This is a genomic window from Frateuria defendens (genome assembly GCF_001182895.1).
GTDB lineage: Bacteria > Pseudomonadota > Gammaproteobacteria > Xanthomonadales > Rhodanobacteraceae > Frateuria_B > Frateuria_B defendens.
This window is the reverse complement of the sequence record NZ_LFQR01000159.1, coordinates 1-800: the sequence shown is the minus strand read 5'-3', so window position 1 is coordinate 800 and position 800 is coordinate 1. Positions and strand designations below refer to the sequence as shown.

The 800-nt window shown below is 64.6% G+C and carries 1 protein-coding gene; it reads right to left on the bottom strand.

Annotated features, from left to right (window positions below):
* Positions 1–719: IS630 family transposase (locus ACH65_RS17150; RefSeq protein WP_049623851.1), on the bottom strand; the 719-nt coding region annotated here is incomplete at its 3' end.
* Positions 720–800: the final 81 nt, after the last annotated feature.

Here is an 800-nt window from a genome sequence, read left to right as displayed (position 1 = left end):
AACTCCGCACTGCGGTGGCGGCGCTTGAGCTGGCCGATGACCTTGCCGGTGGCGACGTCCAGCGCGGCAAACAGGGAGGTGGTGCCGTGGCGCTTATAGTCGTGCGTGCGGGTCGCCGGTTGGCCGAAGGTCAACGGTAATCCGGGTTGCGTGCGATCGAGGGCCTGGATCTGGCTCTTCTCGTCCACGCACAGCACCAAGGCGCGATCGGGTGGGGCCAGGTAGAGCCCGACCACGTCACGCACCTTGTCCACGAAGTACGGATCGGTGGACAGCTTGAACGTCTCATGCAAGTGCGGCTTGAGGCCGAAGGCATGCCAGATGCGCTGGACGGTCGCCGGGGAGACCCCGGTTTCCCGGCTCATCTGGCGCACACTCCAGTGCGTGGCATTCGCCGGGGTACTCCGGCGCACCTTGTCCACGATCGCCTGGACCTGCGCATCGTCCACCGTGCGCGGGCGTCCGGCGCGCGGCGCATCGGTCAGCCCCGCCATCCGGTACGCCGCGTAGCGGCGTCGCCACTTGGACACGGTCTGGATCGTCGTCTGCAAGCGCTCGGCGATCACCGTTCCCGATTGGCCTTCAGCGCAGCCCAGCACGATCCGGATGCGCAGCTTCTCGTCTTCGGGCGCTTTGCGAATGCGTAGGCGCGCCCTCAGTTCGGTGCGCTCGGCATCGGTGATCTGCAGCTTCGTAACGGGGCGTCCTGTGCGAGCCATCGAGATAGTCTCCTATACGGAAAACACTTCGACAGCCAAGTCGCTACATAGTTCATGTTATTTCTGAGACACCACACTAGT